At 62.3% G+C, this 22,707-nt stretch carries 21 protein-coding genes and 1 pseudogene; 11 read left to right on the forward strand and 11 right to left on the reverse strand.

What is annotated here, in order from left to right; translation table 11 throughout:
* The first annotated feature begins 296 nt into the window (after positions 1–296).
* The 7 genes and pseudogenes from R1Z03_RS23845 (at position 297) to R1Z03_RS23875 (ending at position 5,745) form a co-directional block, all read left to right on the forward strand.
* The gene (locus R1Z03_RS23845) at positions 297–1,001 is read left to right on the forward strand and encodes a Crp/Fnr family transcriptional regulator (RefSeq protein WP_284431427.1); all 705 of its coding nucleotides are present in this window, start codon (positions 297–299) and stop codon (positions 999–1,001) included.
* A gap of 204 nt (positions 1,002–1,205) precedes the next feature.
* Complete coding sequence (locus R1Z03_RS23850; protein ID WP_272552015.1) at positions 1,206–1,421, forward strand: cold-shock protein; 216 nt, start codon at positions 1,206–1,208, stop codon at positions 1,419–1,421.
* Positions 1,422–1,511: 90 nt separating this feature from the next.
* On the forward strand, positions 1,512–2,585 hold the full coding sequence (locus R1Z03_RS23855; RefSeq protein ID WP_317355927.1) for a serine protease: 1,074 nt from the start codon (positions 1,512–1,514) through the stop codon (positions 2,583–2,585).
* 341 nt (positions 2,586–2,926) lie between these two features.
* A complete protein-coding gene (locus R1Z03_RS23860) occupies positions 2,927–3,187 on the forward strand; it encodes a hypothetical protein (RefSeq protein ID WP_272568362.1) in 261 nt (86 codons plus the stop codon).
* Between the two features lie 185 nt (positions 3,188–3,372).
* Positions 3,373–3,636, forward strand: a pseudogene (locus tag R1Z03_RS23865) (radical SAM protein); the annotation flags it as partial.
* 162 nt (positions 3,637–3,798) lie between these two features.
* Positions 3,799–4,380 carry an alpha-ketoglutarate-dependent dioxygenase AlkB gene (locus R1Z03_RS23870; protein WP_317355928.1) on the forward strand — a complete coding sequence of 194 codons (582 nt, stop codon included), beginning with the start codon at positions 3,799–3,801 and terminating at the stop codon, positions 4,378–4,380.
* A gap of 318 nt (positions 4,381–4,698) precedes the next feature.
* Positions 4,699–5,745, forward strand: coding sequence for a YaaC family protein (locus R1Z03_RS23875; RefSeq protein ID WP_317355929.1), 1,047 nt, complete (start codon positions 4,699–4,701; stop codon positions 5,743–5,745).
* 170 nt (positions 5,746–5,915) lie between these two features.
* Here R1Z03_RS23875 and R1Z03_RS23880 read toward each other — a convergent pair whose 3' ends face one another.
* The 4 genes from R1Z03_RS23880 to R1Z03_RS25005 all read right to left on the reverse strand — a co-directional run bounded on the left by R1Z03_RS23880 (position 5,916) and on the right by R1Z03_RS25005 (position 10,218).
* Positions 5,916–7,883: a DUF3732 domain-containing protein gene (locus R1Z03_RS23880; protein ID WP_317355930.1), complete on the reverse strand. Its 1,968-nt coding sequence runs from the start codon at positions 7,881–7,883 to the stop codon at positions 5,916–5,918.
* Positions 7,883–8,392 (reverse strand): three component ABC system middle component, encoded by a 510-nt coding sequence (locus tag R1Z03_RS23885; RefSeq protein ID WP_317355931.1) that lies wholly within the window; start codon positions 8,390–8,392, stop codon positions 7,883–7,885. Before R1Z03_RS23885 ends, R1Z03_RS23880 begins: the two co-directional genes overlap by 1 nt.
* Positions 8,389–9,564: an ABC-three component system protein gene (locus R1Z03_RS23890; protein ID WP_317355932.1), complete on the reverse strand. Its 1,176-nt coding sequence runs from the start codon at positions 9,562–9,564 to the stop codon at positions 8,389–8,391. The genes R1Z03_RS23885 and R1Z03_RS23890 overlap by 4 nt, the downstream gene beginning before the upstream one ends.
* 339 nt (positions 9,565–9,903) lie before the next feature.
* Entirely contained in the window at positions 9,904–10,218 is a 315-nt protein-coding gene (locus tag R1Z03_RS25005) for a helix-turn-helix domain-containing protein (protein ID WP_372588199.1), read from the reverse strand.
* A 640-nt stretch (positions 10,219–10,858) separates the two neighbouring features.
* Here R1Z03_RS25005 and R1Z03_RS23895 point away from each other — a divergent pair.
* Positions 10,859–11,467, forward strand: coding sequence for an HAD domain-containing protein (locus tag R1Z03_RS23895; RefSeq protein WP_317355933.1), 609 nt, complete (start codon positions 10,859–10,861; stop codon positions 11,465–11,467).
* A gap of 118 nt (positions 11,468–11,585) precedes the next feature.
* Here R1Z03_RS23895 and R1Z03_RS23900 read toward each other — a convergent pair whose 3' ends face one another.
* A complete protein-coding gene (locus R1Z03_RS23900) occupies positions 11,586–12,326 on the reverse strand; it encodes a hypothetical protein (RefSeq protein ID WP_317355934.1) in 741 nt (246 codons plus the stop codon).
* 204 nt (positions 12,327–12,530) lie between these two features.
* Between R1Z03_RS23900 and R1Z03_RS25010 the strand changes: the two genes are divergently transcribed.
* Positions 12,531–12,725, forward strand: coding sequence for a helix-turn-helix domain-containing protein (locus R1Z03_RS25010; protein ID WP_372588200.1), 195 nt, complete (start codon positions 12,531–12,533; stop codon positions 12,723–12,725).
* Between the two features lie 394 nt (positions 12,726–13,119).
* On the opposite strand, the gene R1Z03_RS23905 is transcribed toward R1Z03_RS25010, so the two are convergent.
* The 6 genes from R1Z03_RS23905 to R1Z03_RS23930 form a co-directional block, all read right to left on the reverse strand.
* A complete protein-coding gene (locus tag R1Z03_RS23905; RefSeq protein WP_317355935.1) occupies positions 13,120–14,073 on the reverse strand; it encodes a hypothetical protein in 954 nt (317 codons plus the stop codon).
* Positions 14,074–14,404: 331 nt separating this feature from the next.
* A complete protein-coding gene (gene urtD, locus R1Z03_RS23910) occupies positions 14,405–15,280 on the reverse strand; it encodes an urea ABC transporter ATP-binding protein UrtD (RefSeq protein WP_284395290.1) in 876 nt (291 codons plus the stop codon).
* Entirely contained in the window at positions 15,277–16,437 is a 1,161-nt protein-coding gene (urtC, locus tag R1Z03_RS23915; RefSeq protein WP_317355936.1) for an urea ABC transporter permease subunit UrtC, read from the reverse strand. The genes urtD and urtC overlap by 4 nt, the downstream gene beginning before the upstream one ends.
* 68 nt (positions 16,438–16,505) lie before the next feature.
* On the reverse strand, positions 16,506–18,083 hold the full coding sequence (gene urtB / locus R1Z03_RS23920) for an urea ABC transporter permease subunit UrtB (protein ID WP_317355937.1): 1,578 nt from the start codon (positions 18,081–18,083) through the stop codon (positions 16,506–16,508).
* A 195-nt stretch (positions 18,084–18,278) separates the two neighbouring features.
* A complete protein-coding gene (gene urtA, locus R1Z03_RS23925) occupies positions 18,279–19,547 on the reverse strand; it encodes an urea ABC transporter substrate-binding protein (protein ID WP_284395293.1) in 1,269 nt (422 codons plus the stop codon).
* A 162-nt stretch (positions 19,548–19,709) separates the two neighbouring features.
* The gene (locus tag R1Z03_RS23930; RefSeq protein WP_284395294.1) at positions 19,710–20,168 is read right to left on the reverse strand and encodes an Lrp/AsnC family transcriptional regulator; all 459 of its coding nucleotides are present in this window, start codon (positions 20,166–20,168) and stop codon (positions 19,710–19,712) included.
* Positions 20,169–20,357: 189 nt separating this feature from the next.
* On the opposite strand from R1Z03_RS23930, the gene R1Z03_RS23935 reads away from it, so the two are divergent.
* Together R1Z03_RS23935 and R1Z03_RS23940 are read left to right on the forward strand one after the other, a co-directional pair.
* Positions 20,358–20,966: a glutathione S-transferase gene (locus R1Z03_RS23935; RefSeq protein ID WP_317355938.1), complete on the forward strand. Its 609-nt coding sequence runs from the start codon at positions 20,358–20,360 to the stop codon at positions 20,964–20,966.
* Positions 20,967–21,252: 286 nt separating this feature from the next.
* Positions 21,253–22,605 carry a dicarboxylate/amino acid:cation symporter gene (locus R1Z03_RS23940; RefSeq protein ID WP_272564701.1) on the forward strand — a complete coding sequence of 451 codons (1,353 nt, stop codon included), beginning with the start codon at positions 21,253–21,255 and terminating at the stop codon, positions 22,603–22,605.
* Positions 22,606–22,707: the final 102 nt, after the last annotated feature.

Consider the following 22,707-nt stretch of genomic DNA (forward strand, 5'->3'; position numbering starts at 1 on the left):
GGCTTCGTGGAAAAAGGGAGGCTGTGACATGGGGAACTCCGAAAAGGTGGGGGGTGATCGCATGCCGCCGGGCGGTGGGTGCACCGGCGCGGGCATGGGGTGGAGCGCGCAAGGAAAGCCAAAGAGGGCGGCGAAAGACTTGGCACCGCTTGGCCTGCGAGGCTATCGCCGGCCCGCCCGCCTGTCTGTGCGCTGGCACACACAGGCCGGGCCCGGGCCGCGCCCTATACTGAACCGGGCGAATCGTTGCCGGTGGCTGTTCCATCGCTGATGCATCCGGCTTTCTGGAGAATGCGATGCCCCACCGTGAAGAACCCCGGCGCAACCGCCTGCTCGCCGCCCTGGGCGACACCGAGTGGCAGCGCCTGCAACCCGACCTCGAATCCGTGAGCCTCGGCGTGGGCCAGGTGCTCGGCGAGCCGGGCGAGCGCGTGGGCCATGCGGTGTTTCCCACCACCGCCATCGTCTCGCTGCTGCACCGCCTGGAAGACGGCGGCTGCGCGGGGGTCGCCGTGGTCGGCTTCGAGGGCATGGTGGGCGCGTGCATCGTGCTGGGCGGCGAATCGATGCCCCACCGCGCCGTGGTGCAGTGCGCAGGCCGCGGCTGGCGCGTGCCGGCCCATGCGCTGCTGGACGTGCTGCAGCAGTCCGCCGCGTGGCAGCGGCAGTTGCTGCGCTACGCACAGGCGCTCCTGGCGCAGATCGCGCAGACGGCCGTGTGCAATCGCCACCACTCGCTGGACCAGCAACTTTGCTGTTGGCTGCTGACCAGCCTCGATCGCCTGGAGGGCCCGGACGTGGTGGTGACCCAGGAGCTCATCGCCCACATGCTGGGCGTTCGCCGCGAGGGGGTGACGGAAGCGGCGGGGCACCTGCAGCAGGCCGGATTGATCCGCTACCGCCGTGGCCGCATCACCGTGCTGGACATCGATGGACTGCTGCGCCGCAGCTGCGAATGCCACCGGCTCGTGCAGCGCGAGTACGAGCGGCTTTTGCCGTGAGCGCGGCGCGGCGCCAGGGCGGTTGCGGGAACGGGTGTACCATGGGCCGCGTAGACATGTGCAAGACCGTCACTCCCTAGGTCGCTCCCCAGTTGCCCGCCGGCGCCCTGCCGGCGGATGTTGTCGAATATCCCATCGATGATTTTCTTGGCGTCTCTGCGCCGCAGGCACGTTCGCGCCGCGGCAACTTGAAAAGGAATCGATATGACGACACAAACCGGCACCGTGAAATGGTTCAACGATGGCAAGGGCTTCGGCTTCATCGCCCCCGATGACGGCAGCAAGGACCTGTTTGCCCACTTCCGCGAAATCCAGGGTGGCAGCGGCTTCAAGACCCTGGCGGAAAGCCAGCGCGTGCAGTTCGAAGTGACGCAAGGCGAAAAGGGACCGCAGGCGTCCAACATCCGCGCCGTCGAATAAGGCGCCAGGCCCGGGCGGTGTCCGCCCCGGCCGCACCTCTCCCGAAACGCGGCCCTGGCCGCGTTTTCTTTTTTTGGAAGGCGCATCCCCATGAAAAACCTGCAAGACGTTACCGAGCGCATCTGCGAACTCAAGGGCAGCCTCATCGCCATCGACGCGCTGCTGCCGGCCCTGCTCGATGCCCTGCCGTCCGGGGCGCACGGCACCCTGGCGCGGTCGTTCGACGCGCACGTCGAAGCGGCCCGGACCGTGATGCTCCACGCCCCCATCTCCGACCATGTGCTGTCCACCTTCGAGCGCGACGCCGCCCGCATGCACGGCGTGATCGCCGCGCTGCCTGGCACGCCGGCGCCGCTGGCCGAGTCCGAGTCCGGACCCGTGGCGCAGTCCCAGGCTCCGGCCACCGAATCCGTGCTGCTCACCAGCACGCGCATCAGCACGTTCGACGGACCGCGCTCGCTGACGGGCGCGAGCGGCTTCTTCTTCCGGCGCGACGGGCGGCTTTTCCTGGTGACGAGCCGGCACGTGCTGGCCGACGCGCCCAGCGCCCATTTTCCGGACCGCATCGAAATCGACCTGCACCTGCACCCGCAGGACCTCACGCGCGTGGCCGTGTTCTCGCTGCCGCTGTACCGCGACGGCCTGGGCCTGTGGCGCCAGGCGGTGGACAGCGGGGGCGAGGTGGACGTGGCCGCGATCGAGATCGACATCGCCCGCCTGCCCGAGGGCTGCGTCTTCGAGGCGTTCGACGCCGGCCACCTGCAGGCCGTGGGCGATCCGCCCCAGGTCGGCGATGCGCTGGTCGTGATCGGGTTCCCGCTGGGGTTTCACGACACGGTGCACCGCCTGCCCGTGGTGCGCGCGGCCTCGGTGGCCTCGGCCTACGGGGTGCGGTTCCAGCAGCAGGGCTATTTCCTGACCGATGCCCGCACCCACCGCGGCAGCAGCGGCGCCCCGGTGCTGCGCCGGCGCGTGGGCGCCGGGCCGGCGCCGGCGCCGCTGCCGTGGCAGCTGCTGGGCGTGCACTCGACCCGCATGGACATGAGCACCCGCGACTTGGTGCAGGACGAATCGCTGGGCCTGAACTGCGCCTGGTATGCCGACGTGCTGATGGCGCTCACGGGCCCCGGGCCGGCGGCCGCCCCGCCCGTGGCGGCCGACTGAGCCACGGCGCGCCGAACGGCGCACCGGCACGACGCCGGGGGTGGCGGGCTCGCAACGCAGGGGCCACGGGATGGGCGCACCATGGCCGCCGCCGAGCGCGGCCGACCTTCATTTTGCTATTAAATAAATAGCATAACGCCCTAGTGTCGATTGTGCTGGAGTCCAAAAACACCCAAACCGTTGCCGAGCGCAGCACCGTGACCTCCTGTCCGGCCGTGCTTGTGCTGCACCGCGTTGTCGCCTACCGTGTGCCTTCCCTGAGGGCGGCAGCCTTGGCGCCACGGATTCGATCCCCGAGTTCCGGCCGGTGCGCGCGCCAGCCCTGTGAAGAAAGTGCGCATATGAACGTCGTGTTCCTGGGTAAGGTGGCGGAACAGCCCCTGCCGTTCACCACCTCCGACCCCGAGGAAATCCAGCATTTCGAGCTGCTGCGCGCCGCTGGCCTGCTGACGGGCACCACCGCCGTGGAGGAGGAGGGCGGCCCGGTCTGCGCCCGGATCACGGGCTTCACCGAGGAAGGCCGCGCGCTGCAGGCGCTGGATGTGCAATTGCAGCGCATGCACCTGCGCGGCCTGCTGCGCCGCCTCTCCCTGGCCGCCTGAACCGCAGGCGGTCGCCCGGGCCAGTGCAGGCCCACGGCATCGGGGCGAACGGCGCCCGGCGAAGGGACGGAGACATCCCGAGCGAACGGCGCTAATATCTGTGTTTATATACAGTCTTTGGCTGGCCGCAGGCAGGCGTCGAACCGGCGTCGCCCCTGGCCCAGCCCGCAGCCGAGGCGCCGTCCATGTCCGAATTCCAGATCCCACTGCACGCCATCAAGGGGCGGGGCGCCGCGACGCGGATCCCGCACCGTTTCCTGCGCGATGCGCGCGACGCCTTCGACGATGGCTGGGCCGGGCCCGGCGAAGGGCCGGACGCCGCCGCCCCCCAGGCCACGCACGTGGTGCTGGAGACCGCGCGCAGCGCCATCTGCGCCAACGACTCGCCGGACATCTTCTTCGAGCACTCGGTCAACCCCTACCGCGGGTGCGAGCACGGCTGCATCTTTATAGCGGGGTTCTGAACTCTAGCCTTTGACATCTTTTGGGTTGAACAGGTTGGCAGCGCCAGGGCGAGGTGTGCAATCTCATCGCTGAGAAGCTGGTGGACCTTAGCCACCTCCTAGGACGGTTGTCGACCGAGAGCAGAAACCTCAGGTAAGGAGCTTCCTATGAGTCAATCCGGACTGTTCGATGACGATGCGCTGGTGACGTTGATCCCTGGCCTCGCGTACGAATCCGAATTCCTGACGCGTCAGGAGGAAGCCGCGCTTATCGATGTCATTCAGTCTCTGCCACTGCATGCTGCGCGCTACAAAGAATACTTCGCAAGGCGTCGCGTGGTGAGCTTCGGCGGTAGCTACGACTTCGATGCCAACAAGCTGCTTCCGGCTCAGCCATTGGACGAACGCCTTACTTGGCTGAGGCAGCGAGTGGCCGATTGGGCGCGGGCATCCTCAGACCGTTTGGTGCATGCACTGGTCGCTGAGTATTCGCCCGGCACGTCCTTGGGATGGCATCGGGACGTCCCCGACTTCGAGCGTATCATCGGCGTGTCACTTGGCGGCGACGCCACCCTGCGCTTCCGCCCGTACCCCTACGCTCCAGAGTTGGTCGGGCAGGTCCAAAACCTGCAGGTGGCACCACGGTCAATCTACATGATGGCCGGCGATGCCCGTTGGAAGTGGCAACACAGCGTTGAGCCAACGGTCGAGCTTCGCTGGTCAATAACATTCCGGGATTGCCGCCGCTGACTGAATTTGCATCGAACCATCCGGCAAGTGCCGGTTTTTCTATTTTGCGCGCGGCGGAGACGGACTATCTTCCATGGGCGCTACGCCGCGCCTGGTTGGCTAGACTGAGCGATGCGTAGTATTTGAAGTTGTGGCGCCACTGGTCCTGCGTCAGACCGGGATTTGCAAGCAACATTTCACCTACTCGGGAGTTATGAAGATCGCCGTCTGTGAGTTAGCCGCGTTCAGGAGGAATGAGTGACCAGCGTATCCTGTGCGTTCCAGGTTATGCCGCAGGTTCTGCGGAACACACTACGTTAGGTCTGACAGGAGCAAGAGGTGCCATTTACCAACATCGAATACAAAGGCAAGCACCTTACGGTCCACAAGGCCATGACTGCGCCTGACTTTGGAGGAAAGACAGTCTTGGTCACCGATACCTGGGACTACGTCGATCTATGGCTAAGGAGGTCAGGTAAGCACACCGCCCGCTTCTATTGGCAGCAAGCTCGCTCTTTTTACGAAGCGACTCGTGAGCTTCCCAAGACGGCTGCCCCACTCACCGCCTACTACTGCTTCCTGAATGCAACGAAGGCCCTGCTTTCTGCCAAAAACGTCCCTGCTGGCAACCAGCATGGCGTTTCTGGGCACACATCCATTGGCCGAACATCGTTGGCAAACGAGCATGTCAAATTCAAGCCAGGCGGGGTACTCGGGTCATTGTGCAATCACCTGGGAGAGCCCGTCCCAGCAGGCGGTCAAACCTACTCATTGGACGACCTCTTATATAACCTTCCCTTTGTGCACCGTGCGTACGACCTAACATTCGAGAGTGCTAAAGAACTGTTTCTGCCGATAGCTGAACCGCGCATAGTCAAGTCCACCACGACACATGAGGCTTGGTTTGTCGCAGAGTTTGTCGGCAAGTACGCCAACAAGGCGACTTTGGCAAAGCTGCCAACTTCTTTCGAACAAGAGCTCGGCGCAGGCAACGACAAGCAAATTCTCGTGCGCAGTAAGCAACGGTTCGATTGGAGGCCTCGAGATAAGCCGGCGAGTCTCGGTCGTTACACAAATTTTCACCGCTCTCTTCGAGGGCAGTTGTTCTATATCGCTGGGCCACAGCGGCTTTGGTATCTAAAGCGTGGCGGTAACATTCACGGCGAGGTCTCCCGTTCCTCTATGACGATCACCTTTGCGGTTATGCACAAGCTGAGCGAGTTAGCTCGGTATACGCCGGAACGCCTCGCCCGGCATTTCGAGTGCCATCACAACTGGCTGCTCTCTGAATTCATCGCATCTGCCCCGACGCAATTCATTGACGAACTTTCCTCTGAAATGACGGGTCAGGAGTTCATGATGCCTGGCAGGGCCTTGCGCAAATAAGACTCAATCATTCCATCGGAAGGGCGCTGCCCGGCAAGCCGGTCAGCGCCTCTCATGTCAAACGTTGAACGTTCGCTTCCGTCTGCCGCGACCGGCGGCTAGAGCGAAAGAATGGGCACTACATGACTGGTCCGCGACGAGCGGCACAGGCGGTCAGGTCGTGACAAAAACTACGGGGTTGCCCTGGCCCACGAATCGGGAACGAGTCCCTTTCCACGCCATTCTTCGACGAGGTGAACGTTCTTTAGCCCTCCCCAAACCTCTTCGTTCGCGTGGTCGAGGACAATGATTTGAAGACGCCCATTAGTCTTCATGATGATGTGGTCAAACAGCGCGAAGACCTTTCTGACCGCAACAACATCTTCATTCTCCCAAGTCGGGTCGAGTTCCTCCTCTGATTCCGATCTAGCGCGACGAGCAGGAAAGTAGACTTGACTCGGCTGGTCGTAGATCAGGAGTGCAGGAACCGGGTGCTGAGGCAATCGCAAGAAGTACCCCTGCAGGGCCAGACTAAGGGCAACGTGATAGGCAAGCCAATTTGCCCCGCTGCCAATCTCCCAAAGGAAGTCGTCTCGCGTTTCTCGGATAACTCTTACGGTGAGGTCTTGGATCACAAGTCGAATGGGCGCATCGGGCCACTCACCGTCAAGTTGTGGAATCAACCTTCCAGAGATGTCCTGAACGGTATTGAGTGCGTTCTCCAGTTTTCGGCCAATCTCATGCTCTGAAACAAGTTTGGCGAGCCTGTCGACCTCTTCCCGCAGCATTAAAACTTCTTGGTTTAACTCCGAGGACGTGTCGGCCGCTTCGTACAACCTAAGTGCTTCCTGCAGCCGACCCAGGAATCGGGAAACTTCCTCGCCTCGGGTGGTGACTTTCCGTGCCTCATCAGACTGCCCCTCCAGGCTGCGAATCTCCGTTCGTACTGCGGATAGGTTGCTAAGCACGGTATCAATAGCTAGGCGCTGACGCTGCGTCTCTTTTCCGAGCGACTCCGCAACTCCTGGATACGACCGCAGGCGCAACTCAATACCTTCAAGTGCTTGGCACAGTTGGTCAACGCGCGCACGGCCTGCCTCACTCGGTTCAAGAACCGCAGCAGGGTGCTCCGACGCAAGGTCGCGAATCCAAGCAGATAAGCCCAAGCGGTCACGCTGAATGCGAAGACCATCACGATACTCGTCACTGCTTTCGTCGAGACGCCGCAGCTCATGAAGTCGTTGACGCGATTGGTTGAGTTCCATCGTCAGCTTAGACTCGACTGCGCGCAGCTCAGTGAGTCTGCTCATGATGACATCCATCGCCGCCAACGTAGGCGTTGCGGACCGTGTGTCGCTGCTAAGCGCCTTTCGCAGCAAGTCGACGGTCGACGGCCAGTCGTCGGGCACCTCGGTGTGGGTCGGCAGAAGCCCATACTCAATCGCAAGACGAGCCCAAGCGAATCCCTCTCGCTCCCACGCCGCACCTGTTTCCCGACGCGCCTTCAATTCGCCCTCCTTGCGACGCAGAAGGCGTGCCAGCCGGTCAAGGTCATGCCTCGCCTGAAGCAGTTCCGGACTAACCGCGCCCAGCACGTAAGGGAAGATGGTTTTCAGCTTCTCTCGATGCTCAGTCGTGTCCGCCTTGAAGAAGAGAACGTCGGGGTTGGCAACGATGTTCTGAGGCTGAAACAAGAAGGCCATCAGATCGCGGAAGCTCACGCGCGACTTAAACCTCTCATCTGTTCCCGGCTCGAACTGCAAGTTCGACAGACCTGAGAGCCTGTTCAGTACAGCCTTCACATAGTCGACGTTCTGGTTCTTTTCCGTGATGGTTGAAGGGACCTCAATGATGGGGCCTTCCAGGAGCAGCATTTCGTGGGAGGCTTTCAGCCCCCCTGGCTCCCGTCGGGCGAGCAGCTTCTGCCCTTCAAGCGTGTCAACAAGTACGCCAAACCAAGAACATGCCTCCCGAATAACGCCCACCGGAATCGCACACTTTTCAGAGCCGAGACAGTAATCAATGATGGGGATGACAGATGATTTCCCCGTTTTTGAGGCGCCGCTGATGACGTTCACCATGTTCGGCTCAAACTTGACGACCCTAGGCTCACCGCCTGCCCGCGGCCACAAAATGACTTTCAACAGTTGGAAGTGCATCAGAACCCTATCTTCAGTGTATGAGCAACCTGTTGGTCAGACAGGCCGGCAAACCAGTACCCAATCTTTTCGCAAGCCGGTGCAATTCGTCGGATTCGCTCAGGGAGCGTGGGAGCCTGCAGTTGGTGGTGAGAACTGAATGCCCGGACGGTTGCGGCACTCGGTTCTATGCGAATCAGCTGCGATTGCTCGGCGAGCATGAGCGACGACAGTGTCAGTTGGCGAAGCCCTAAAGCACGACCATGAACGGCCAGCAAATCCTCGCGATGCTCTCCGAGTTTTCCGGCGAAGAGATGCAAGCCTGAGGCTTTTTGCGTGCCCAGCACAGTGGTCAGGGTGGGTGCGTGAAAAACCAACGGTAAGAGCAAGAACGTAAGAGGTAAGGTCACAGCCTGCCCATCACGCTCCTGGAATCCGATACAGAATCGCCAGATGGCATACGCGCCCAGCGCCTCGTTCTGAACTATTGCAGCCTCTCCAAGGCGCACTACATGAGCGCCGTCCGTCACGTCTTGTCCTCCCCATTCAGAAGAGTCTCGTGATCGGGGTGCCAGCCCAGTCGTCGGCTGTCAGCCAAGTCGTTGAATGCGCCATGGGTGAAAAATCCGGGAACAGCCCGACTGTCAAGAGGCACATCCATCGCGGCGCAGCGACTGTAGATGATCCGACCTTGAACGTTCTGAGCTTCCTTAGAGTGTGTGTATTGAACCTCGGTCTGCGCCGCGTCATGCTTGCGCAGTAACGAGTCTTCCCAGTCCTTGAAGGTGCCGTCGAAGACGAGACCTTGATCTGCCCATTTCACTTTTTCGCCGGACGTGCGCAGGAGGTCACTTGCCGCCCTAAGCTGCTGTGCTTCGGTCGCCTCAATCAACTCTAGTTGTCGCTGGAAGACGGGACGGCCTGCCAACAAAGCCTTAGCGACATCTGTGGACGGAGCGGAAGTAAAGGCCGGAAGGTAGCCGGCCATGTTGTTCTGCCTGACAAAGGCGTGGAAATTCCTTCGGAACTCAGCAACACTCAGTAATGCTGGAACCTTTCTGCGGATGCACTTGTCGGCCGCTTCCTTCGCCTGACCAATTGCGGAGGCGCAGATCACGTCGAGCGACTCTTCTGGGACCGTGGACCTAAGCCGCTCACGAAGTGGCTCCAATGGGTCGACATCGGTGGCAACAATCGAAGTCTTTCCAACGACCGCTAATCGAAGCGCATCGGTCGTATCAAGAAACCTCTGAACGTGCGCTACGCACTCGGGAGGGTTGGCCCGCTTTTTCAGCTTGTCTCTTACCTGTTTGACAAGCTCCTCAACGTCCTTCGCGTCTGTCGCTGTGTGAATCGCGGCGCTCAGCTTGCCTGCCTTGGGAGGCGTCACGTAGAGCTGGAAGCAGGTTTTCTTCCCATCTACGCTCTGCTTCTCCACTAGAGTCAGCCAATTCTGTACTGTCTTCCAGAGGTCATTGGACCAATCAGAAATGGGGTTGTGCGACAGAGCGCTCTTGCATTGCTCCAGCAGCAACGTGTCATCAGCATAGTGGACAGCAACATCATCTAGGTACTCGAGCGATACGCTTGCATCACTCGGACCACTTAAAAGGTAGTAGCACAACCTGACCTGCTGCAAGGAAAACCCAAGATAAGGGCCGGCCGCAGCGTGCTTTATCAGCACGGGTGACAGTGCGCTCATAAAACCGGCCTGCCGAATGACTGCAGCGGCGAGCTTACGGTATGAAACCTAAACTTCATGATGCCCCCCTTCATTGACGCTACCAGTTATCGCAAGGTGGCGCCATTACATTTAGTTGCGAGGATAGCGGATTAGGCGGCCACTTCAGTCGTTGATTGGATTCAATGGATCAAGATCAGAAGGATGGGGCGAGAACGTCATTGATCGCATCAAGCGACCTGAAGTTCTTGGTCCCGTGGCTCCAGTACGACTTAACAGTCGCAGCGCGAGTGTCGATTGCAAACGCCAACACTCATATGGGTGTATCAGGCACGTAACGTCACGTTGGCGGTGCGATGGCTAGAGACCAACTTTCAATGGCCTGCCCTTCTTGCGTTGGTCCTCCAACTCCAAGAGGGCCTTCTCGAACAACGATTGGTCAGACACCAACATTTCAACCTCCCTCAGAAGGTCGGCTGGGCCAACCTCAAGGGCAGTGGCTACCTTCAGCAGGCTCTCGAAACTAAGGTTGGTCCCCCCACGCTCCAGCTTCTGAATGGCATTGCGGGTGAGTCCCACATCGTGGGCGAATGCTTCTTGGGACAACGCCCGCTGTTGGCGGCGGCCTCGTACGACAAGGCCTAGCCCAACCTTCCAAACCTCAACAGCGTCCATCTCAAGCAATCATGAAATGGTGGAAGTCTCATCTGGATGGCCATATCAAATAAACCATTCATAAATGGCATAGCATGGAATGCAATGTATAGTATGCTTTATCTTGAATCTCTAGTTTGTGGCGGTGAGCTCTGGCGAGGCAGCTGACGCTGGACCCGCTACTCATTTCGCGCGGCAGACCGGAACCAGGCGGGAAAGAACTTTTTTATTTGTCTACTTACGCAAGCGGGGGGACAGGGCGATGGCAGGCCACGAGGACGCGCTCACCGGAGTACAGCTGGAGTATGTATTTGCCCGGGCTGCTGGGTTCGACGTGATCGGTACTGAGCGCGGGCCTTTCGCCCTTCACGCTGAGGACGAAAACAGCATCGTGATTTTTGGATCGCACACTTCGATAAGGCTTGGATCATTTGATCGGTCCGATGCTGAAGTTCCGCTGGATATGGCACAAGCGCTTGGAGCCACACTGCGGGTTTGTGATGGGCGCGTGATATGCGAAATAGGCCCGATTGTTGCCTCAGGCTCGAGCTACTTAGAGGCGACTCTGAGAGCGCTCGTGGCACATCTATCTGATCGCTCTCGCGATCAGCCACTTGATTCGCTAAGGCGTTGAACTGAAGCGATAGAAGTTGGATTACAGATGGATGAAACAAGCCCAAGAGAAGCAAAAAGCCTAAGCGACAGGGAGCCGAATTTCGCACGGCAAGCCTGTAGAAGCCGTGTTCCTCCCGACATGGCGTTGTACCTCGACATTGACGGAGTGTTGCATCACGAAGCCGTTATGTGGCATCACCGCAGAGGCATCTTCATGTCGCCAAGCGAAGCACCTGGACGCAAATTGTTCGAATGGGTTGGCTATCTCGAGGAAGCGCTTGAACCGTTCCCCAAGGTATCGCTGGTTCTGAGCAGCTCATGGTGTGTCAAGCCCGGATATGGAAAGACGCTCAAATGGCTTCCCGAACGGCTGCGCCAACGCTTTATCGGAGGCACCTACCACAAGCGAATCCACGGTGCTGATCCTTGGGCCATCTCAGCGTTCAAATCAATGTCCCGCGGAGAGCAGATCGTCGCGGACGTGCGACGTCGGCAACCTAGGGATTGGATCGCACTTGATGACGATACGGTTGGTTGGCCGCCCCATGCAATGCACAACTTGATTGAGTGCGATGGCCAGCGAGGTCTATCTTGCGCTGCCGTACGGCATGCTCTCGCCAAGAGGCTTGAGGCATGGAATGAACAGGCTCGCTGAGCATGACACCGCGCAGTCCATGAATCTTGCAGGCATGCCGGGGACCGGCGCACCATCTTGGCAACGTCCTCCGGCATCTGCAGCCTAGTCGTACGAAATTGCAACCGGGAATTCGGCGTCAGACTGGAATTGCAGCTCCAGTGCTTTTTGAAGCGCGGTGCGCAGAGAGAATTGCTTCCCGTAATTTTTGGGACGCCGCAGCCTCGCCAGAGTTGAAGCCTGCTTTACGTTGCAGTCCGGCCGGCCAGTCTGTGTCACCCTTGGGGATGACACCAGGCTGCTCTCCGAACTCGTTCACGAGTTGTTCCCGCACATTGCCGGCGAGGAATGTTGAGGTGGCTACAGCGCATGGGAGGTACTCAAGGAGAGTAGGGTGCTTGTGCCAACGGCCGTTCTGGATGGCGCGTTCAAGAGACCGGTCGTAATGCGAAAGGAGGATGGCGAGTGCGCCCATGCGCCGGGTCATTGGGGCGCCACTGCTGAGTTGGTCGTAGCCGAACTCTCGCTTCATCTCTTCGCGCTCTTTGTACGGCAAGGGGAGGAAGCCTAGCGAGAGTTGGGCTTCCTCGAAGAGCTGGTGGCGCTCCTGGTGAAGCTTGCGGTCCCCCGCATCGAAGTCCGAAAAATTCAAATGGCAAAAGCGGCAGTGATGGGCGCCAGCCAGTTCGACGTGGCTTGCTACATGCGCTTCGTAACGCTTCTGCAGTTCGTGGAAGTGGCGTGCGCCGAACTCTGACACTGCTAGTGCGTCGAGGCGCTGGGCGTGAGAGAGCTGCGCAAGAGCGCCGGTAGCTGCTTTAGCAGCCTTCTTAATACGGACCAAGTCGGCCCAAGTGATGGGGGTTGCAAGAGTGTTCATCGGTTATCTCAATCCGAGGTTTCCTAGGGCCCGCTCTGTAGAAATCCGAGGTTGAGATTCCAACGAAGTTGCGCTGAAAGCGCTAAATGATGGCAGTGACTGAACTTTGCCGTTGCGGGCGGCGTGCATCTGCTGGGTGCTTTTTTAGTATAGCTCGCACCAGCAAAAAACATCAAGAGTAACTTGCCCGCACGGTTGTGCTGATTGGCCATCAAGCTGCGTATTCGGGGCACCCATGAACACAGTGCCCGTGTCGGCCAGGCGCTTCACTTGCTTCTGACCTCCAGGTTGCCCGTCAAGACAATTGCTGCCCGGGTGGGGTACGACTCTGCCGCTACGTTCTCTAAGCGGTTCTCAGAGCGCTATGGGCTTGATCCGGCCCAGGTCGGGCGGCGGTAGGTGCTCATTGGGCTGAGCGAAATCCAACGTAGATGACTGATTGTTTCAGGCATTGCTGGGTTGTCCCCGGCAATGCCAGTTTGTCCGCAGGAAGGTCCACTGGAACCCCGTGGACTCTCGCGCAATTGGCGATCAGTGGCTACCGTGAAGGCTCCGCCCTGCTTTGACGGCCGCGATTGCCTCCGCGCGGACCTCTGCGCGGGTCAACTGACTGGGTTGTTCATTGAGGCTTCGAGGAGCTTCCGATACGTCGCCATCGCGGAGCGTGCCATTCGCACGGTCGCTTTGAGTTCGGCGATGACCGCTTCGCGAGTCAGCGTACTGGGCGTGGACTGAATGCTCGGGTAGTTTGAAGAGTCGCCTTCATAGGGTGACTGCGCCTGAGCTGCAAACCTCAATGACTGAAAACCGGAGACACCGAGAACTTCATTGTCGCTTCTTCCGTCTCCAGCGTGCCAAAGGGGATGACCTGATGCTCAATCCTGTCGAACCCGCAACTGCGCAAGCCATTGGAGATCAGGGGGTAATTTGCGTAACGGACATGGTTGTACCGTGGAAGCATGAAGTTGATGAGGTATGCCTCGGCGTCGTTGACGATTTCATTTCTGAACCGTTCAAGACGGGTGCTCAGCAACGCCTCTTCGGCCTCTTTATCGCTCAGTGGCCGGCCCTGCGAGTCACTCAACTCTCCTCCGTCAAGAATCTGAAATGTGACAGGAGTCGATGCGTAATCGAGCCCAAAGAACAGCAGTGAAATCTCCATGGTGGGAATGTCTTGGGCGATCCTGGGGAACTCTCGTGCAAGGATCCGCTGAAAGGTTTCATGACGTCGCAGCCGACGTTCTATCGGCTGATCCTGGGCCTGCCCGATGTAATGAACCTCATAGCGGAGCAAGGCAGAAATATCCCCCTTAATGCGCGCGAATTTGCCTATGCGCAAGTGCTCAAACAGTAGCCTCTCGGGACTCAAGTAGCCGGTGAATTTGTTTTCCGAATCGAAAAATTTAATGGCAGCGACGTTCTTGAGAGGTGGAGTAGGCGTGGGCTGGTGGTCGTAGAAGTTAAACTCGATGATCGTCTCGCTGGTCGAACCGAAGTAGGGCTGACCGGGAAGTATGTCCAGCTCAAACCTCAATGCCGTAGCGTTTCCACGCTGGCGAATCCTTCCGCTGATAACACCGCTCTCAGCCACGACGTCATCGAAGAAGATCACCGGCCGTTGGCAGATCATGTAAAGCGACGCTGATCGCCAGCGCTCCTGGACCGCCGCCTCTTCTCTGAAGTGGTCAAACTCATAGGCGGACATAGCCGGGTAGGTCATTAGAAATCGAGTTTCGATGCTGCTCATGCTGGGTACATTCTGTCGAGGCCGACTATGGCCCACGTCGGCTGCCAGTGGTCAGGGATAGATGATGCAGCTTTGCTGCAGGTGGACCGCTTCGAGCTCTGCGGCTTCCGCGAACGTTAGAAAGGGGTGATATCGGTTTTTGTGCAGAAACAGAAATCTCTGGAAAAAACACTCTTTAAATCAACTACTTAGGCTTGCTTGCAGCCAGCAGGGTCGCCTTTTCTTTGCTTACTTTCTTTTGGCGAAGCAAAAGAAAGTGAGTGCGCCGCCGGGCGCAACTCCCGGCCCCGGAACGTAACTGAACAGCAAACGCAAAAAACAACCCAACCCATCACCGCCCCAGATAAACCTCAATCACCCTCTCATCCCCCTGCACCTGATCCAGCGTCCCCTCCGCCAGCACCGCCCCCTCGCACAACACCGTCACCTTCTCCGAAATCGTCCGGATGAACGACATGTCATGCTCCACCACCATCAGCGAGTGCCGCCCCTTCAAGGTCAGGAACAGCTCCGCCGTGCGAGCCGTCTCCTCGTCCGTCATCCCCGCCACCGGCTCGTCCAGCAGAAGCAGCTTCGGGTCCTGCATCAGCAGCATCCCGATCTCCAGCCACTGCTTTTGCCCATGGCTCAGATTGCCCGCCATGCGCGCCACGCTGCCGGCCAGGTGGATGGTGTGCAGCACCTCGGCCAGCCGGTCCGCCTGCGCGGAATCCAGGCGGAAGAACAGGCTCGAGGCCACGCCCTTGTGCGTCTTCAAGGCCAGCTCCAGATTCTCGAACACGGTGAGCTGCTCGAACACCGTGGGCTTCTGGAACTTGCGGCCGATTCCCAAGCCAGCGATCTCCGGCTCGTTGTGCCGCAGCAGGTCGATGGTGCTGCCGAAGAACACGGTGCCGCGGTCCGGGCGGGTCTTGCCGGTGATGATGTCCATCATCGTGGTCTTGCCTGCGCCGTTGGGGCCGATCACGCAGCGCAGCTCGCCCGGCGCGATGTCCAGGTTCAGGCCGTTGATGGCCTTGAAGCCGTCGAAGCTCACGTGCACGTCTTCCAGGTACAGGATGCGGCCGTGGGCCACGTCCACCTCGCCGGGCACGGCCACGCGCGAGAAGCCGGCCGCGCGGCCCCCGGACTCGGTCTGCCCCGTGCGTGCCGCCGGGGCATCGCCCGCGATGCGGCGCGCGCCTTCTTCCATCAGATCGGGGGTCATTGCGCGCCCTCCTTTGGCTTCGCGCTGCCGCGCAGGGGCTGGCGCGCATCCTCCACCGCCTTGCGCGGGCGCCGCAGCAGGCCCACGATGCCGTGGGGCAGGAACAGGGTGACGGCGATGAACAGCGCCCCCAGGAAGTACAGCCAGAACTCCGGTGCGGTCACGGTGAGCCAGCTCTTGGCGCCGTTCACCAGGAAGGCGCCCACGATGGGGCCGATGAGCGTGGCGCGCCCGCCCACGGCCGCCCACACGGCGATCTCGATGGAGTTGGCAGCGCTCATCTCGCCCGGGTTGATGATGCCGACCTGCGGCACGTACAGCGCGCCGGCCACGCCGCACATCATGGCGCTGATGGTCCAGATGGTGAGCTTGTAGGGCAGCGGCGAGTAGCCCGAGAACATGACGCGTGTCTCCGCATCGCGCACCGCCTGGAGCACGCGGCCGAATTTGCTGCGCACCAGCCAGCGCCCGAGCAGGAACGAGCCCAGCAGCGCCAGCCCCGTGAGCACGAAGAGCAGCATGCGCATGTTCTGCGTGGCGATCGGCTGCCCCAGGATGCGCTTGAAATCGGTGAAGCCGTTGTTGCCGCCAAAGCCCGTCTCGTTGCGAAAGAACAGCAGCATGGCGGCATACGTCATGGCCTGCGTGATGATCGAGAAATACACGCCCTTGATGCGCGAGCGGAAGGCGAAGTACCCGAACACGAAGGCGACCAGCCCCGGCACGGCCACGACGAGGACCAAGGTGGCGGCGAAGCTGTCCGACAGCGCCCAGTGCCAGGGCAGCTCCTTCCAGTCCAGGAACACCATGAAGTCCGGCAGGTCGCTCTGGTAGTTGCCGTCGCGGCCGATCTGGCGCATGAGGTACATGCCCATCACGTAGCCGCCCAGGGCGAAGAACAGGCCGTGGCCCAGGCTCAGGATGCCGGTGTAGCCCCAGATGAGGTCCATGGCCAGCGCGCAGATGGCGTAGCACATGATCTTGCCCAGCAGCGCCACCGCGTAGTCGGACAGGTGCAGCGGGCTGCCGGCGGGCAGCCACAGGTTGAGCACGGGCGCCACCGCGCACACGGCGATGAGCGCGACGATGAACGCCGACCAGCCGGACCGCGTGAGCAGCGGCGCTGGCGCAGGAAGGGAAATGTCTCGATGGGGCATGGGCTTCTTCTTCTAGGCAGGCAGAGGCAGGTGGCGCGGCGGGCGGCGATGAAGACGACGACGGGCGCTCATGCCTCCCTCCCCTTCATCGCGAAGATGCCCTGCGGCCGCTTCTGGATGAACACGATGATGAAGACCAGCACGGCGATCTTGGCCAGCACGGCGCCCGTCCAGCCTTCGAGGAACTTGTTGAGCACGCCCAGGCCCAGCGCCGCGTACACGGTGCCCGCCAGCTGGCCCACGCCGCCCAGCACCACGACCATGAACGAATCGACGATGTAGCCCTGCCCCAGGTCGGGCCCCACGTTGCCGACCTGGCTTAAAGCGCAGCCGGCCAGGCCGGCGATGCCGGAGCCGAGGGCGAAGGCATAGGTGTCCACGCGGGCGGTGTTGACGCCCATGCACGAGGCGATGGGCCGGTTCTGCGTGACGCCGCGCACGAACAGGCCCAGCCGCGTGCGGCCGATGAGGTAGGCCACGCCGGCCAGCACCGCGAACGCGAAGGCCACGATGATCACGCGGTTCCAGGGCAGTTGCAGGTTGTCCATGAGCTGCACGCCGCCGCTCATCCAGGCGGGGTTTTCCACGCCCACGTTCTGCGCGCCGAACACGGTGCGCACGAGCTGCTGCAGCATCAGGCTGATGCCCCAGGTGGCCAGCAGCGTCTCCAGCGGTCGGCCGTAGAGAAAGCGGATCACGCTGCGCTCCAGCGCCGCGCCCATGAGGGCGGAGGCGCAGAACGCGGCCGGCACGGCGGCCACCAGGTACCAGTCGAAGGCGCCGGGCAGGTATTTCTGGAACAGGCCCTGCACCACGTAGGTGGCGTAGGCGCCGATCATCATCAGCTCGCCGTGCGCCATGTTGATGACGCCCATCAGCCCGTAGGTGATGGCCAGCCCCAGCGCCACCAGCAGCAGGATGGACCCCAGGCTCACGCCCGAGAACAGCGCGGCGAGCTTCTCGCCCCACTGCAGCCGGCCTTCCACCGAGGCCAGCGCGGACTGGATGGCCGCCTTCACCCGGGGGTCGCTCTCCTGGCGCAGTTGCTCCAGCAGCACGGTGCGCGTGGCGGGGGTGCCGCTGGCGGCCAGGTACTGCGCGGCCTCCAGGCGGTGGGCCGCGTCGCTGTCGGCCAGCAGCATGCGCGCGCGGATGGCTTCGAGCCGCCCGCGCAGGCCGGCGTCCTGCTCGGCGGCGAGGGCCTTTTCGATCAGGGGCAGGCGCGCGGCGTCGGTCTCTTCCTTGAGCGACTCGATGGCGGCGCGGCGTTGGGCCGCGTCGGGCGACAGCAGTTGCAGCGAGGCCAGCGCAGCGTCGAACTCGCCGCGCATGCGGTTGTTGTTGACGATGTCCTCCGCATCGTCGGGCACCGGCACCTCGGCACCGGTGGCGGGGTCCAGCCCCTTGCCGTCCTTGATGGTGATGGCGCGGTCGCCCGCGATCTTGACCGCATCGTCGGCCATCGCGCGGATGAAGGCCAGCGTCGCATCGTCGGGCGTGGCGATGGCCTGCTGCAGCGCGGCGATGCGCTCGTCGGTCTCGCCCGCCGCCATGGCACGCGCGGCCTGCGGCGTGAGCGCGTGCGCCTGCACGGCCGCACACAGCAGCAGGCAGGCGATCAGGCGATGAAAGAAGGTGGGAAGCATGGTGAGGGGAAGGTCGTCACGAACAAGAAAGGATTGCGATCACGGACTGCTTCGTCATGCCACGTGCACCAGCGCGGCCCAAGCCAGCAGACGCCGCGGAACCGGCTCTGCCGGGCCGCTGGCGTCATCCCCCCTCCCGCGCAGCGAGAGAGGGGGTGAAGGCGCGCAGCGCCTCAGGGGGGTGTCACTTCGATTTCACTTCGACTTTCCGTCGGGTTCGTCCTTCTTCTTGTCGTTGCCTTCGATGTACGGGCTCCAGGGCTTGGCCTTGACCGGGCCGGGCGTCTTCCACACCACGTTGAACTGGCCGTCGGCCTTGATCTCGCCGATGAACACGCTCTTGTGCAGGTGGTGGTTCTTCTCGTCCATCTTGCTCACGATGCCGCTGGGCGCCTGGAAGGTCTGGCCGGCCATGGCGGCGATGACCTTGTCCACATCGGTGCTCTTGGCCTTCTCGACGGCCTGCTTCCACATGTGGATGCCGATGTAGGTCGCCTCCATCGGGTCGTTGGTGAGCGGCTTGTCCATGTGGCCGGGGATCTTCTTGGCGCGGGCGTAGTCGCTCCACTGCTTGATGAAGGCGGTGTTGGTGGGGTTCTTGATGGACATGAAGTAGTTCCATGCCGCCAGGTGGCCCACGAGCGGCTTGGTGTCCACGCCGCGCAGTTCTTCCTCACCCACCGAGAAGGCCACCACCGGCACGTCCTTGGCCTTGAGGCCCGCGTTGCCCAGTTCCTTGTAGAAGGGCACGTTGGAGTCGCCGTTGATGGTGGAGACCACTGCCGTCTTGCCGCCCTGGCTGAACTTCTTGATGTCGGCCACGATGGTCTGGTAGTCGGCATGGCCGAAGGGCGTGTACTTTTCGTCGATGTCGCTGTCCTTCACGCCCTTGGACTTCAGGTAGGCGCGCAGGATCTTGTTGGTGGTGCGGGGGTACACGTAGTCGGTGCCCAGCAGCACCCAGCGCTTGGCGCCGCCGCCGTCCTTGCTCATCAGGTAGTCCACCGCGGGAATGGCCTGCTGGTTGGGCGCGGCGCCGGTATAGAACACGTTTTTGGACAGCTCTTCGCCTTCGTACTGCACGGGGTAGAACAGCAGGCCGTTCATTTCCTCGACCACGGGAAGCACGGACTTGCGGCTCACCGAGGTCCAGCAGCCGAAGATGACCGAGACCTTGTCCTGCCCCAGCAGCTGCTTGGTCTTCTCGGCGAACAGGGGCCAGTTGGAGGCCGGGTCCACCACCACGGGCTCAAGCTTCTTGCCGAGCACGCCGCCCTTGGCGTTGATCTCGTCGATGGCCATGAGCACGGTGTCCTTCAGCACCGTCTCCGAGATGGCCATGGTGCCCGACAGGCTGTGCAGCACGCCCACCTTGATGGTGTCGGCGGCATGGGCCGGCAGCGCCGACAGGCCGGCCAGCGTGGCGATGGCCGCGAGGGCCTTGAGAGAGTAACGACGTTGCATGGTGCAGCTCCGATGAATGGGGTTCAAACCGCTCGCCCGGGGCCCCCGCAGGGCGCCTTTGTCCGGTCGATGGAATGGATTCTGGAGACTGCCCCCCGGGCCGCCAATACGCCAAGTGGCGTACACGGCCCCGATGCCGCGGGGCCGGCCCGGCTGGCCCGCTCAGCGCCGCGGGGACCGCAGGGCGTGCACCGTGGTGGTCTTGCGCACGGGGCTCGACAGCACCAGCGACGTGGTCACCGCGCCGTGCTGGGCCAGTGCATCGACCACGGACTGCAGGTCTTCGGGCTCTGCGATGGCGCAGCGCACGATGAAGCAATCCTCGCCCGTCACGCGATCGGCCTCGAGGACCTCGGGCATGGACTCGAAGAGCTTCACGTAGGGCGCGATGCCGGCATGGTCGGTCTGCACGCGGATGATGGCCTGCAGCCGCACGCCGATGGCGCGCAGGTTGACCCGCGCCCCATAGCCCTCGATCACGCCCGCGTCCTCGAGCTTGCGCACCCGCTCGCTCATGGCGGGCTGGGACAGGCCGATGCGCTTGCCCAGCGCGGCCAGGCTCTGGCGGGCATCGGTCTGCAGGGCTTCCAGGATCAGCCAGTCTTTCTTGTCGAGGGTCATGCCAGCGCTCCGGGGGTTGCGGGTTCGGGAAGGGAGGTTCCGATCATCCATCGGTTTGGAGCCGGCATTTCCGATGCCCCGCCCTTCATCGGCGGGGGCCGCGCGCCTATCGTGCAAGGCCGTGCCACCGGCGTCCTCGCGGACCGCGCCCTGGCTTTCTTCGGCCCCTTTTCTCAAGGAACCCTTCCCATGCAGCTGGTTGGAATGCTGGACTCTCCCTATGTGCGCCGTGTCGCCGTGTCGCTGCGGCTGCTGGAACTGCCCTTCGAGCACCTGCCCCTCTCGGTGTTCAGCACCTTCGAGGCCTTCGGCCGCATCAATCCGGTGGTGAAGGCCCCGACGCTGGTGGCCGACGACGGCACGGTGCTGATGGATTCGGGGCTGATCCTGCAGTGGGCCGGCACCCTGTCGCGCCACCGCCTGCAGCCGCTCGGCGGGCCCGCGCTGCTGCGCGATCTGCGCCTCACCGGCCTGGCGCTGGCCGCCTGCGAGAAGGCCGTGCAGCGGGTGTACGAACAGAACCTGCGTCCTGCGGAAAAGCAGCATGCGCCCTGGATCGACCGCGTGAGCGGCCAGTTGCTGGCGGCCTGCGGGCAGCTCGAGGCCGAACTGGCCCAGGCCCCCCTGCCGGTTCCCGAGCAGGCCATCACCGATGCCGGCGTCACCATCGCCGTGGCGTGGGACTTCATGCAGAGCATGGTCGCCGATACCGTCCTGGCCGCCGACCATCCTGTCCTGGCCGCCTATGCCGGACAGGCGGAGCGGCTGCCGGCGTTTCTCGCCTGTCCGGCCCGTTGAGGGCTGCGGCCGGCGCACGCTCCACCGGCCGCAAAGTCTGTCACCTGGCTGACATCTCGGCGATCCGGCGACCCCGCCCGCGCGGCCGGCATGAACCGGATCGCCCCCCGAAAACCGGCGCATTCCGCCACGGTGGCAGGGTGCGCGCAGCCTCCCACCACCCCGGCGCGCGCGGCGTGTACGTATTTCCCACCATGTGGATTTCCACAATCGCGCAGGCCATGGCACGGGCATACATTCACGCACCTCCAAAATGAGCGCTGCTGGCGACGGTACGCGCAGACCTATGCAAGAGACACGCACGCTCCCCCCCAAGAGACCCCTTTACCGCTCGCTGTACATCCAGGTGCTCTTCGCCGTCGTCGTCGGCGTGCTGCTGGGGCACTTCTACCCCGCACTGGGCGAGCAGATGAAGCCGCTGGGCGATGGCTTCATCAAGCTGATCAAGATGATCATCGCGCCCATCATCTTCTGCACGGTGGTGATCGGCATCGCGGGCATGGAAGACATGAAGAAGGTCGGCCGCACCGGCGGCCTGGCCCTGCTGTATTTCGAGATCGTGAGCACGGTCGCGCTGATCATCGGCCTGATCGTGGTCAACGTGCTGCAGCCCGGCGCCGGCATGAACGTGGATGCCTCCACCATCGACACCAAGTCGATCGCCGCCTACACCGCGCCCGGCAAGATGGGCACCACCACCGACTTCCTGATGAACATCATCCCCACCACGGTGGTCGATGCGTTCGCCAAGGGCGAGATCCTGCAGGTGCTGCTGATCGCCGTGATGTTCGGCTTCGCCCTGCACCGCTTCGGCGGCCGCGGCACGCTGGTGTTCGACTTCATCGAGAAGACCTCGCACGTGCTGTTCACCATCGTCGGCTACATCATGAAGGTGGCCCCCATCGGTGCCTTCGGTGCGATGTCGTTCACCATCGGCAAGTACGGCGTGGGCTCGCTGCTGTCGCTGGGCAAGCTGATGGGCTCGTTCTACCTGACCTGCCTGCTGTTCATCTTCATCGTGCTGGGCGCCATCGCGCGCTTCCACGGCTTCTCGATCTGGAAGTTCATCAAGTACATCAAGGAAGAGCTGCTGATCGTGCTGGGCACGTCCTCCAGCGAATCCGTGCTGCCGCGCATGATGGAAAAGATGGAGAACCTGGGCGCCAAGAAGACCACCGTGGGCCTGGTGATTCCCACCGGCTACTCGTTCAACCTGGACGGCACCTCCATCTACCTGACCATGGCCGCCGTGTTCATTGCGCAGGCCACCAACACGCCGCTGGACATCACGCACCAGATCACGCTGCTGCTGGTGCTGCTGCTCACCTCCAAGGGCGCGGCCGGGATCACGGGCAGCGGCTTCATCGTGCTGGCGGCCTCGCTGTCAGCGGTGGGCCACGTGCCGGTGGCGGGCCTGGCGCTCATCCTGGGCATCGACCGCTTCATGTCCGAGGCGCGCGCGCTCACCAACCTGGTGGGCAACGGCGTGGCCACCATCGTGGTCGCCAAGTGGACCGGTGACCTCGACGAGAACAAGCTCAAGCAGCGCCTGAACGACCCGAACTGGGTGGACGCGCAGGAGCCCGAGGTGCTGCTGGACGCGAAGACCGAACGCATGGACACGAGCGGCCACCGCTGAGGCGGCAGGCTCCATGGGGCCTTGCGCCCCACCCTGTCAGGCCGGCTTTCGCCGGCCTTTTCATTGGCGTCTCCGTGGGCGCCGCTGGTGGGCGGATGGATG

The sequence above is a fragment of the Acidovorax sp. BLS4 genome, from assembly GCF_032929295.1.
Lineage (GTDB): Bacteria > Pseudomonadota > Gammaproteobacteria > Burkholderiales > Burkholderiaceae_C > Paracidovorax.

What these genes read in the sequence shown, in the direction of transcription:
- R1Z03_RS23935 (WP_317355938.1), top strand. Translation starts at nt 20,358, where the DNA reads ATGCAGCTGGTTGGAATGCTGGACTCTCCCTATGTGCGCCGTGTCGCC.
- urtC (WP_317355936.1), bottom strand. Translation starts at nt 16,437, where the DNA reads ATGCCCCATCGAGACATTTCCCTTCCTGCGCCAGCGCCGCTGCTCACG.
- R1Z03_RS23860 (WP_272568362.1), top strand. Translation starts at nt 2,927, where the DNA reads ATGAACGTCGTGTTCCTGGGTAAGGTGGCGGAACAGCCCCTGCCGTTC.
- R1Z03_RS23855 (WP_317355927.1), top strand. Translation starts at nt 1,512, where the DNA reads ATGAAAAACCTGCAAGACGTTACCGAGCGCATCTGCGAACTCAAGGGC.
- R1Z03_RS23880 (WP_317355930.1), bottom strand. Translation starts at nt 7,883, where the DNA reads ATGCACTTCCAACTGTTGAAAGTCATTTTGTGGCCGCGGGCAGGCGGT.
- urtB (WP_317355937.1), bottom strand. Translation starts at nt 18,083, where the DNA reads ATGCTTCCCACCTTCTTTCATCGCCTGATCGCCTGCCTGCTGCTGTGT.
- R1Z03_RS23905 (WP_317355935.1), bottom strand. Translation starts at nt 14,073, where the DNA reads ATGAGCAGCATCGAAACTCGATTTCTAATGACCTACCCGGCTATGTCC.
- R1Z03_RS25005 (WP_372588199.1), bottom strand. Translation starts at nt 10,218, where the DNA reads ATGGACGCTGTTGAGGTTTGGAAGGTTGGGCTAGGCCTTGTCGTACGA.
- urtA (WP_284395293.1), bottom strand. Translation starts at nt 19,547, where the DNA reads ATGCAACGTCGTTACTCTCTCAAGGCCCTCGCGGCCATCGCCACGCTG.
- urtD (WP_284395290.1), bottom strand. Translation starts at nt 15,280, where the DNA reads ATGACCCCCGATCTGATGGAAGAAGGCGCGCGCCGCATCGCGGGCGAT.
- R1Z03_RS23930 (WP_284395294.1), bottom strand. Translation starts at nt 20,168, where the DNA reads ATGACCCTCGACAAGAAAGACTGGCTGATCCTGGAAGCCCTGCAGACC.
- R1Z03_RS23845 (WP_284431427.1), top strand. Translation starts at nt 297, where the DNA reads ATGCCCCACCGTGAAGAACCCCGGCGCAACCGCCTGCTCGCCGCCCTG.
- R1Z03_RS23900 (WP_317355934.1), bottom strand. Translation starts at nt 12,326, where the DNA reads ATGAACACTCTTGCAACCCCCATCACTTGGGCCGACTTGGTCCGTATT.
- R1Z03_RS23850 (WP_272552015.1), top strand. Translation starts at nt 1,206, where the DNA reads ATGACGACACAAACCGGCACCGTGAAATGGTTCAACGATGGCAAGGGC.
- R1Z03_RS23940 (WP_272564701.1), top strand. Translation starts at nt 21,253, where the DNA reads ATGCAAGAGACACGCACGCTCCCCCCCAAGAGACCCCTTTACCGCTCG.
- R1Z03_RS23870 (WP_317355928.1), top strand. Translation starts at nt 3,799, where the DNA reads ATGAGTCAATCCGGACTGTTCGATGACGATGCGCTGGTGACGTTGATC.
- R1Z03_RS23895 (WP_317355933.1), top strand. Translation starts at nt 10,859, where the DNA reads ATGGATGAAACAAGCCCAAGAGAAGCAAAAAGCCTAAGCGACAGGGAG.
- R1Z03_RS23890 (WP_317355932.1), bottom strand. Translation starts at nt 9,564, where the DNA reads ATGAGCGCACTGTCACCCGTGCTGATAAAGCACGCTGCGGCCGGCCCT.